Origin of the sequence: Metapseudomonas resinovorans (assembly GCF_002003485.1) — a bacterium.
Taxonomy (GTDB): domain Bacteria; phylum Pseudomonadota; class Gammaproteobacteria; order Pseudomonadales; family Pseudomonadaceae; genus Metapseudomonas; species Metapseudomonas resinovorans_D.
The window spans coordinates 87,512-97,114 of the sequence record NZ_BDMA01000085.1 but is presented as its reverse complement, the minus strand read 5'-3'; the positions used below and the strand labels follow the sequence as shown (position 1 = coordinate 97,114).

Below are 9,603 nucleotides of genomic sequence, written 5' to 3'. Positions count from 1 at the left end.
CAGCTACAACAACTACCAGACACCGGTACAGCGCGAAGCGCTGGCTGGATAAACCTAAACCGGTGTCCAGTTTTACTTGACCACTTCAGAGTGAGGGAAGACAGGCTCCGCGCGGAGTCGCCCTCTCCCCCCTCTCCCTGAAGTGAGAGGGGTTAATCGGTCCCCCTTGAAACACCGAGCGACTGACACTCCCCTCACCCCAGCCCTCTCCCAGAGGGAGAGGGAGTTTGTCCGAACCACCTGAAATTCCCGCAGGGCCTCCATCGCGAGGCCCCGCCCAAGTCATGTCTTTTTTTCGCGTTACCGGAGCACCACACCATGACACTTGCTGTCCAGTTCACCCAGGTTTCCCGCCAGTTCGGCGAGGTCAAAGCCGTCGACCGGGTATCCATCGATATCAAGGACGGCGAGTTCTTCTCCATGCTCGGCCCATCGGGCTCGGGCAAGACCACCTGCCTGCGCCTGATCGCCGGCTTCGAGCAACCCACCTCAGGTTCCATCCGCATCCACGGTGAAGAAGCCGCCGGCCTGCCGCCCTACGAGCGCGACGTGAACACCGTGTTCCAGGACTACGCCCTGTTCCCCCACATGAACGTGCGCGAGAACGTCGCCTACGGCCTAAAGGTGAAGGGCGTGGCGAAGGCCGAGCGCCTGGCCCGCGCCGAGGAAGCCCTCGGTATGGTTGCCCTGGCCGGCTACGGCGACCGCAAGCCGGCGCAGCTGTCCGGTGGCCAGCGCCAACGCGTGGCCCTGGCCCGTGCGCTGGTCAACCGCCCGCGCGTACTGCTGCTGGACGAACCCCTCGGCGCACTGGACCTGAAGCTGCGCGAGCAGATGCAGAGCGAGCTGAAGAAGCTGCAGCGCCAGCTCGGCATCACCTTCATCTTCGTCACCCATGACCAGGGTGAAGCGCTGTCCATGTCCGACCGCGTGGCCGTGTTCAACAAGGGCCGCATCGAGCAGGTGGACACCCCGCGCAATCTCTACATGAAGCCGGCCACGCCTTTCGTTGCCGAATTCGTCGGCACCTCCAACGTGCTGCGCGGCGACGTCGCGCGTCAGCTCACCGGTGTCAACCAGCCCTTCTCCATCCGCCCCGAGCACATCCGCTTCGCCAATGGTGAGCGCAACGGCAGCGATGTGGAAATCAGCGGCCTGCTTCACGACATCCAGTACCAGGGCGCTGCCACCCGCTACGAAATCCGCCTGGATAACGGCCAGAACCTCTGCGTCAGCCTGGCCAACAGCCAGTGGCAGGACGCCGCGCCGCTGCACCAGCAGGGCCAGGTGGTCACCGCTCGCTGGGCGCGCGATGCCATGGTCCAGCTGACCGAGGGCGCGTGACATGGAACTGACCCTCAACGCCGAGCGGCCGCGCGCCGCGAATGGCCTGATGCGCAGGTTCTCGGGCCTGCTGTATCGCCGGCCGACGCTGTACCTCTCGCTGCTACTGGTGCCGCCGCTGCTGTGGTTCGGCGCCATTTACCTGGGCTCGCTGCTGACGCTGCTCTGGCAGGGTTTCTACACCTTCGACGACTTCACCATGACGGTGTCGAAGGACCTGACCCTGGTGAACTTCGGCGCCCTGTTCCAGGCCGCCAACTTCGACATCATCCTGCGCACGCTGAGCATGGCCATCGCCGTGTCCATCGCCAGCGCCGCCCTGGCCTTCCCCATCGCTTACTACATGGCGCGCTACACCACGGGCAAGACCAAGGCGTTCTTCTACATCGCGGTGATGATGCCCATGTGGGCCAGCTACATCGTCAAGGCCTACGCCTGGACCCTGCTGCTGGCCAAGGGCGGCGTGGTGATGTGGTTCGTCCAGGCTCTGCACCTGCAGCCCGTGCTGGAACTGCTGCTGGACGTACCCGGCGTCGGCGGCAGCACCCTGTCGACTTCGCACCTCGGGCGATTCCTGGTGTTCGTGTACATCTGGCTGCCGTTCATGATCCTGCCGATCCAGGCGTCCCTCGAACGCCTGCCGCCGTCGCTGCTGCAAGCCTCGGCCGACCTCGGTGCGCACCCGCGCCAGACCTTCATGCAGGTGATCCTGCCGCTGTCCATCCCAGGTATCGCCGCCGGCTCGATCTTCACCTTCAGCCTGACCCTGGGCGACTTCATCGTGCCGCAACTGGTGGGCCCGCCCGGCTACTTCATCGGCAGCATGGTTTACGCCCAGCAGGGCGCCATCGGCAACATGCCCATGGCCGCCGCCTTCACCCTGGTGCCGATCGTGCTGATCGCCGTGTACCTGTCCATCGTCAAACGTCTGGGGGCCTTCGATGCACTCTGAAAAAGCGTCCTGGGGTCTGAAAGCGGCGGCCTGGGGCGGGCTGGCATTCCTGCACATCCCGATCCTGATCATCTTCATGTACGCCTTCAACACCGAAGACGCCGCCTTCAGCTTCCCGCCGCAGGGCTTCACCCTGAACTGGTTCAGCGTCGCCTTCGGCCGCGCCGACGTGTTGGAAGCGATCAAGCTGTCGCTGCAGGTCGCGGTCGTCGCCACGCTGATCGCCATGGTGCTCGGCACCCTGGCTGCGGCCGCGCTCTACCGCCGCAGCTTCTTCGGCAAGGAAGGCATCTCGCTGATGCTGATCCTGCCGATCGCCCTGCCCGGGATCATCACCGGCATCGCCCTGCTCTCGGCGTTCAAGGAATTGGGCATCGAGCCCGGCCTGCTGACCATCGTCATCGGCCACGCCACCTTCTGCGTGGTGATCGTCCACAACAACGTGATCGCGCGCTTCCGTCGTACCTCCCACAGCCTGATCGAAGCCTCGATGGACCTGGGTGCCGACGGTTGGCAGACCTTCCGCCACATCATCCTGCCGAACCTGGGCTCTGCCCTGCTGGCAGGCGGCATGCTGGCCTTCGCGCTGTCGTTCGACGAGATCATCGTCACCACCTTCACCGCCGGCCACGAACGCACCCTGCCGATCTGGCTGCTCAACCAGCTCAGCCGCCCGCGCGACGTCCCGGTGACCAACGTGGTGGCCATGCTGGTGATGCTGGTGACCATGCTGCCCATCCTCGCCGCCTACTACCTGACCAAGGGTGGCGAGAGCGTGGCGGGTAGCGGGAAGTAAGCAGTTTCAGGCCGGCTCCCCTCTCCCGAGCTTTTCTCCCCTCTCCCTCCGGGAGAGGGGCCGGGGGAGAGGGCAGTCCGAGCCGCACCGAATTTCCCTCACCCCAACCCCTCTCCCAGAGGGCGAGGGGCTAGAACCGAACGAGGATTACCCCATGCAAACCAAACTCCTGATCAACGGCCAGCTCATCGCCGGTGAAGGTCCCAGCCTCGCCGTGCTCAACCCGTCGCTGGGCACCGCCCTGGTGGAAATCGCCGAAGCCAGCCCGGCCCAGGTCGATGCCGCCGTGCGCGCTGCCGACGCTGCCTTCCCTGCCTGGTCGCAGACTTCGCCGAAGGACCGCTCCACCCTGTTGCTCAAGCTCGCCGACACCATCGACGCCCACGCCGAGGAACTCGCCCGCCTGGAGTCGCAGAACTGCGGCAAGCCCTTCTCCGCCGCACTGAATGACGAACTGCCGGCCATTGCCGACGTGTTCCGCTTCTTCGCTGGCGCCAGTCGCTGCATGAGCGGTTCCGCCGCCGGCGAGTACCTGCCCGGCCACACCTCGATGATCCGCCGCGACCCGGTCGGCGTGGTCGCCTCCATCGCACCGTGGAACTACCCGCTGATGATGGCTGCCTGGAAACTCGGCCCAGCGCTGGCCGCCGGCAACACCGTGGTGCTCAAGCCCTCCGAGCAGACTCCGCTGACCGCGCTGAAGCTCGCTGAATTCATCGCCGAGATCTTCCCCGCCGGCGTGGTGAACATGGTCTTCGGCCGCGGCCCGAGCGTTGGCGAGCCGCTGACCACCCACCCGAAGGTACGCATGGTGTCCCTCACCGGCTCGGTCGCCACCGGCTCGCGGATCATCGCCGGCACCGCCGACAGCGTGAAACGCATGCACATGGAACTGGGCGGCAAGGCCCCGGTGATCATCTTCGACGACGCCGACATCGACGCCGCCGTCGAAGGCATCCGCACCTTCGGCTTCTACAACGCCGGCCAGGACTGCACCGCCGCCTGCCGCATCTACGCGCAGAAAGGCATCTATGAGCGCTTCGTCGCCAAGCTCGGCGAGGCTGTCGGCAGCATCAAGACCGGCCTGCAGGACGACCCGGACACCGAGCTCGGTCCGCTGATCACCGAGCAGCACCTGGAGCGTGTCGAAGGCTTCGTCCAGCGCGCCAGTGCCGTGCCGCACATCCAGGTGGTCACCGGCGGCAAGCGCGTCGAGGGCCCGGGCTTCTTCTTCCAGCCCACCGTCCTTGCCGGCGCCCGCCAGGACGACGAAATCGTCCGCCACGAGGTATTCGGCCCGGTGGTCTCGGTCACCGCCTTCGACACTGAAGAGCAGGTGCTGGACTGGGCCAACGATTCCGACTACGGCCTGGCCTCCTCGCTCTGGACCTTTGATGTCGGCCGCGCCCACCGCCTGTCCGCACGCCTGCAGTACGGCTGCACCTGGGTCAACACTCATTTCATGCTGGTCAGCGAAATGCCCCACGGCGGCGTGAAGCACTCCGGCTACGGCAAGGACATGTCGATGTACGGGCTGGAGGACTACACCGCCATTCGCCATGTGATGTTCAAGCATTAACGAGCTGGCTTCGGCCAGTTCCTTGTGGGGGCGACTTCAGTCGCTGAGCAGGCCGCAGGCCTGCCCTGGAAAACCTCGGGGCAGCTACGCTGCCCCTTAGCGAATGAATTCGCCCCCACAGAAGAGCAAGGCCGCACCACCCGTAGTACGCCTCACCCAACCAGGAGAACGAGCAATGCGTAATACCTTGCGTAATTTCAGCTTCATCCTGTTTTGCGCCATGGCCGGGATGGCCCAGGCCGCTGACGATGCCAAGGCCATAGTCGATGGCTACATGGCTGCCTGGAACGCCCACGACGTCGACAAGGCCGCCAGCTTCCTGGCCGAAGACGCGGTGTACTTCGACGCCACGGTCGGCACGCCTCAGGAAGGTCGTGCAGCAGCCCGCGACAATGTCATCAAGGTGTTCGTCGGTGCGGTGCCCAACCTCACCTGGAAGATGACCAGCGAGCCCATCATCAGTGCCGATGGCATCGCCTTCCAGTGGGAATTCGCCGGTACCAACAGCGGGGCCTGGAGCGCCGAAACCCCGGCCACCAACAAGCCGCTGAAGTTCGAAGGCGTGAGCTTCATCCGCGTCAAGAACGGCAAGATCACCTACCAGGGCGACTACTACGACGCCCTCGGATTCAACAAGCAACTCGGCTGGTAAGCCTTTCGCCGGCGCCCGCCATGGGCGCCGGCCCTCCCCCGCTCCCCCCGCCCCTCGAATAGCAATTGCCTTGCAAGGATTCGCCATGACCGTCACCCGCCGTGATTTCCTCAACGGTGTCGCCCTCACTATCGCCGCCGGGCTGACGCCCATGCAGCTGCTGCGCGCCGCCCCGTCCGGCCGCTACTACCCGCCGGCCCTCACCGGCCTGCGCGGCAGCCACCCCGGTGCCTTCGAGGTGGCGCACCAGATGGGCTGGGAGAAGAAGAAGTTCGATACCGACGGCCTGCCGGTGGCCGAAGAGTACGACCTGGTGGTGGTCGGCGGTGGCATCAGCGGCCTGGCCGCAGCCTGGTTCTATCGCGAGAAACAACCGAACGCGCGCATCCTGATCATCGAGAACCATGACGACTTCGGCGGCCACGCCAAGCGCAACGAGTTCGAGGCGGGCGGCCGCATGATCCTCGGCTACGGCGGCAGCGAATCCTTCCAGTCGCCCAGCCACCTATTTAGCGACACAGTGAACGGCCTGCTGAAGAAGCTCGGCGTCGACATCAAACGCTTCGAGACGGCCTTCGACCGCGACTTCTACCCCAACCTCGGCCTGTCCCGCGGGGTGTTCTTCGACAAGGAGAACTTCGGCGTGGACAAGCTGGTGAGCGGCGACCCATCGCCAGTGGTAGCTGACGACATCGCCCCGGAAAAACGCAATGCCCGCTCCTGGCGCACCTTCATCAGTGATTTCCCGCTGCCCGAAGCTGACCGCCAGGCACTGATCGACCTCCACGAAGCACCCCGCGACTACCTCGCCGGCAAGACCAGCGACGAGAAGGAAGCCCACCTGGCCAAGACCAGCTACCGCGATTTCCTGCTCAAGGACGTGGGCCTGTCCGAGAGCGCGGTGAAGTACTTCCAGAGCCGCACCAACGACTTCTCCGCCCTCAGCATCGACGCTGTGGCGGCCTATGACGCCTACTACGTCGGCTTCCCCGGCTTCGCGGCGATGCAGCTGCCGCCCATTGGCGAGGAAGCCAAGGCGGAAATGGAAGAGCCGTACATCTACCACTTCCCCGACGGCAACGCCTCGGTAGCCCGCCTGCTGGTGCGCGACCTGATTCCGGCCGTGGCGCCCGGCAAGGGCATGGAAGACATCGTCCTGGCGCAGTTCGACTACAGCCAGCTGGACATCGCCGGCAGCCCGGTGCGCCTGCGCCTGAACAGCACGGCGGTGAGCGTGAAGAACCGCGAGGGCGGCGTCGACGTCGGCTACAGCCGTGGCGGCCAACTGGCACGGGTACGCGGCAAGCACTGCGTACTGGCCTGCTACAACATGATGATCCCGTACCTGCTGCGCGACCTCTCGCCCGAGCAGGCCAATGCCCTCGCCCAGAACGTGAAGTTCCCGCTGGTGTACACCAAGGTGGTGATCCGCAACTGGGAAAGCTTCCGGAAGCTCGGCGTGCACGAGATCTACGCCACCACCCAGCCCTACAGCCGCATCAAGCTGGACTACCCGGTGGACCTCGGCGGCTACCAGCACCCGCGCGATCCGAAGCAGCCCATCGGCCTGCACATGGTCTACGTGCCCACCTCGCCGAACTCCGGCATGGACGCCCGCACCCAGGCCCGCACCGGTCGCGCCAAACTCTACGCGACGACCTTCGAGCAGCTTGAAGCGCAGCTGCGCGACCAGCTGCAGCGCATGCTCGGTCCAGGCGGTTTCGATCACCAGAAGGACATCCTCGCCATCACCGTCAACCGTTGGTCCCACGGCTACGCCTACTTCGCCAACTCGCTGTTCGACGACGAGGAGGCGAGCGAAAAGACCATGCTCCTGGCGCGCAAACCGGTGGGCAACGTGACCATCGCCAACTCCGACTCCGCCTGGAGCGCCTATGCCCACGCGGCCATAGACGAAGCCCACCGCGCGGTGGGCGAGCTCGCCTGACCGACATTCCGTGGCCCGGTCCGCCGGGCCACGGTTTCGCGCCGCCGCTTGCGGCGCCTTCCTGCCCCAACCCGTTTCGGTAACCCACCATGCAGAGCAGTCCCCGACAGACCCAGGCGCCCACGCCGGAAGACGGCGCCCAGGGCAACTCCACCCTCGACCAGGTCAAACTGCTGATCGACGGCCTGAACAGCCGCTGGAACGAGATCAACAAAGTCTCCGACGTGATCCGTCAGATCGCCAGGAACACCAACCTGGTCGCCCTCAACGCCGCCATCGAAGCTGCCCGTGCCGGCGAGCTCGGTCGCGGTTTCGCCGTGGTCGCGGACGAGGTGCGGCGCCTGGCTACCCAGTCGGCCAATGCCACCGCCGATATCGGCAGCGTGGTCGCCACCATCCGCCAGGAAAGCGAGAAGGCGCTGGAGCAGGTGCAGCGCGCGGAAAGTGCCGCCAGGGCGGAGACGGCCGAAGTCCTGCTGGCCCGCGAGGCGCAGCAGTTACAGAGCCAGTTCGCGGTCATGGCTGCTGCGCTTTATGGCCTCAAGCACTTCATCCTCGGCCTGCATGCCCAGGGCATCGGCCCGCAGCGCGAGCAGATCGACGCCGTGATGCAGCAGTTCCTCCTGCAGAACCCCGGCCTGCTGGCCTTCGCCTGTGCCAGCGAACCCAACGCCCTGGACGGCCGCGACGCCGAGTTCACCAACCAGCCGGGCCACGACCACACCGGCCGCATCATGGCCTACTGGAACCGGGGCGCCGGTGCCATCCAGCGCGAGTGCCTGGTGGGCTACGACGGCGACTGGTACGAACTGCCACGACGCAAGGGCCGCGACCTGTTCATGGAGCCCTACGATTACAGGGTGGCCGGTAGCACGGTATTGATGACCTCCTTCATGACCCCGATGCTGGCCGGTGGGCGCTTCCTCGGCATCCTCGGTGCCGACTACAGCCTGCAGCAGCTCCAGGAGCGCCTGAGCCAGCTCAAACCGTTCGGCAACGGCCACTACGCGCTGCTGTCCAACGCTGCCCACTACGTGACCCACCCGGACGGAAAGCGGTTGGGCACCCTGGCCAACGAACTGTCGGGCGATGCCCGCAGCGCCATTCGTGATGGCCGGCCATTGCGCTTCAAGGGCACGGGCAACGCCATCTGCCTGCTGCATCCGATCTTCGTCGGCAACTGCAATGCACCCTGGTCGTTGCTGTTGCAGTTCGATCCTGAGCAGAGCGGCTGAACAGGTCCACAGCGTAGGGTGCGCCGCGCGCACCAGGAACCTTCGTGGGCGCTATCGGTGCGCACGGCGCACCCTACCCATGACCTCCGGCGGCCGCTGAAAGCCCCTTCTCCGCCAGCCACGCCGGATTGAACAACCGCGCCGCATACAAACCGCCCCGATCGCAGAGCAGCGTCACCACCCGGTGCCCCGGCCCCAACTCGCGGGCCACCTGCACGGCGGCGGCGAGGTTGATGCCGGAGGAACCGCCGACGAACAGTCCTTCCTCCCGCAGCAGGTGATAGACCATGGAGACGCAGGCGGGATCTTCCACCTGTACCGCGTCGTCTATGGGCGTGCCTTCGAGGTTGGCGGTGATGCGCGTGGTGCCGATGCCTTCGGTGATGGAGCTGCCCTCCGCCACCAGTTCGCCGTGCTTCACCCAGTTGTACAGCGCACTGCCCATGGGGTCGGCAAGGACGATGCGAATGCCCGGGTCCTGCGCCTTGAGGAATCGCGCCACGCCCGCCAGGGTGCCGCCGGTGCCGGTGGCGCAGACGAAGGCATCGAGACGGCCGTCGGTATCGGCCCAGATTTCCGGTCCCGTGGTCTCGAAATGGGCCTGGCGATTGGCGGTGTTGTCGAATTGATTGGCCCAGATCGCACCGGGTAGCTCGGCAGCCAGGCGGCCGGCGATTTTCTGGTAGTTGTCCGGGTCCTTGTAGGGCTTGGGCGGCACCGGACGCACTTCGGCGCCAAGGGTGCGCAGCAGCTCGAGCTTTTCCGGCGACTGGTTGTCGGGGATCACGATGATGCAGCGATAGCCACGCGCCGCGCAGATGTGCGCCAGGCCGATGCCGGTGTTGCCGGCGGTGCCCTCCACCACCGTGCCGCCGGGGTACAGCAGGCCCTGGCATTCGGCATCTTCGATGATGAAGCGGGCGGCGCGATCCTTTACCGACCCACCGGGATTGAGGAATTCGGCCTTGGCGAGGATGTCGCAACCGGTCTCGTTGCTCAGGCTTTCGAGGCGCAGCAGCGGCGTGTTGCCGATGCTGCCGATGAAACCTTCGCGGATCGCCATGCTGCACCTCCAGGCGAAGGCAGACGGACAGATA

General features: G+C 65.7%; 8 protein-coding genes. 7 read left to right on the top strand and 1 reads right to left on the bottom strand.

What is annotated here, in order from left to right:
• The first annotated feature begins 318 nt into the window (after window positions 1-318).
• The 7 genes from MnOB_RS23640 to MnOB_RS29870 all read left to right on the top strand — a co-directional run bounded on the left by MnOB_RS23640 (window position 319) and on the right by MnOB_RS29870 (window position 8,506).
• Window positions 319-1,344: an ABC transporter ATP-binding protein gene (locus tag MnOB_RS23640; RefSeq protein WP_077526803.1), complete on the top strand. Its 1,026-nt coding sequence runs from the start codon at window positions 319-321 to the stop codon at window positions 1,342-1,344.
• A 1-nt stretch (window position 1,345) separates the two neighbouring features.
• Entirely contained in the window at window positions 1,346-2,296 is a 951-nt protein-coding gene (locus MnOB_RS23635; protein ID WP_077526801.1) for an ABC transporter permease, read from the top strand.
• Complete coding sequence (locus MnOB_RS23630; protein WP_077526799.1) at window positions 2,286-3,092, top strand: ABC transporter permease; 807 nt, start codon at window positions 2,286-2,288, stop codon at window positions 3,090-3,092. The genes MnOB_RS23635 and MnOB_RS23630 overlap by 11 nt, the downstream gene beginning before the upstream one ends.
• Window positions 3,093-3,246: 154 nt before the next feature.
• Window positions 3,247-4,671, top strand: coding sequence for a gamma-aminobutyraldehyde dehydrogenase (locus MnOB_RS23625; RefSeq protein ID WP_077526797.1), 1,425 nt, complete (start codon window positions 3,247-3,249; stop codon window positions 4,669-4,671).
• A gap of 175 nt (window positions 4,672-4,846) precedes the next feature.
• Window positions 4,847-5,323, top strand: coding sequence for an ester cyclase (locus tag MnOB_RS23620; protein ID WP_077526795.1), 477 nt, complete (start codon window positions 4,847-4,849; stop codon window positions 5,321-5,323).
• Between the two features lie 85 nt (window positions 5,324-5,408).
• On the top strand, window positions 5,409-7,271 hold the full coding sequence (locus MnOB_RS23615) for an NAD(P)-binding protein (RefSeq protein ID WP_077526793.1): 1,863 nt from the start codon (window positions 5,409-5,411) through the stop codon (window positions 7,269-7,271).
• 89 nt (window positions 7,272-7,360) lie between these two features.
• Window positions 7,361-8,506, top strand: a complete 1,146-nt coding sequence (locus MnOB_RS29870) for a methyl-accepting chemotaxis protein (protein WP_077526792.1) — start codon at window positions 7,361-7,363, stop codon at window positions 8,504-8,506.
• A 73-nt stretch (window positions 8,507-8,579) separates the two neighbouring features.
• Here the strand turns inward: MnOB_RS29870 and MnOB_RS23605 are convergent, their stop codons facing one another.
• On the bottom strand, window positions 8,580-9,569 hold the full coding sequence (locus MnOB_RS23605; RefSeq protein WP_077526791.1) for a cysteine synthase A: 990 nt from the start codon (window positions 9,567-9,569) through the stop codon (window positions 8,580-8,582).
• Window positions 9,570-9,603: the final 34 nt, after the last annotated feature.